1 pseudogene is annotated in these 275 nt (G+C 56.4%); it reads left to right on the top strand.

Features of this window, described 5'->3' with window-relative positions:
- Positions 1 to 275, top strand: a pseudogene (locus SB772_RS40610) (hydroxymethylbilane synthase); the annotation flags it as partial.

The raw sequence follows: 275 nt of genomic DNA, 5'->3' as shown, positions 1-275 counted from the left end.
CGATGCCTTTGTGTCCAATAACTATGACAATCTGGATGCGTTACCGGCAGGCAGTATCGTCGGGACGTCCAGTTTACGTCGCCAGTGCCAACTGGCTGAACGCCGCCCGGATCTGATTATCCGCTCCCTGCGAGGCAACGTCGGCACTCGCCTGAGTAAACTGGATAACGGCGAATACGATGCCATCATTCTTGCGGTAGCCGGACTAAAACGTTTAGGTCTGGAGTCCCGCATTCGCGCCGCATTGCCACCCGAGATTTCTCTTCCGGCGGTAG

It is taken from the genome of Paraburkholderia sp. SIMBA_030 (genome assembly GCF_046535245.1).
Lineage (GTDB): Bacteria > Pseudomonadota > Gammaproteobacteria > Burkholderiales > Burkholderiaceae > Paraburkholderia.
Note: the sequence above shows the minus strand (reverse complement) of the source record. Positions and strands in the feature narration are given on the sequence as shown.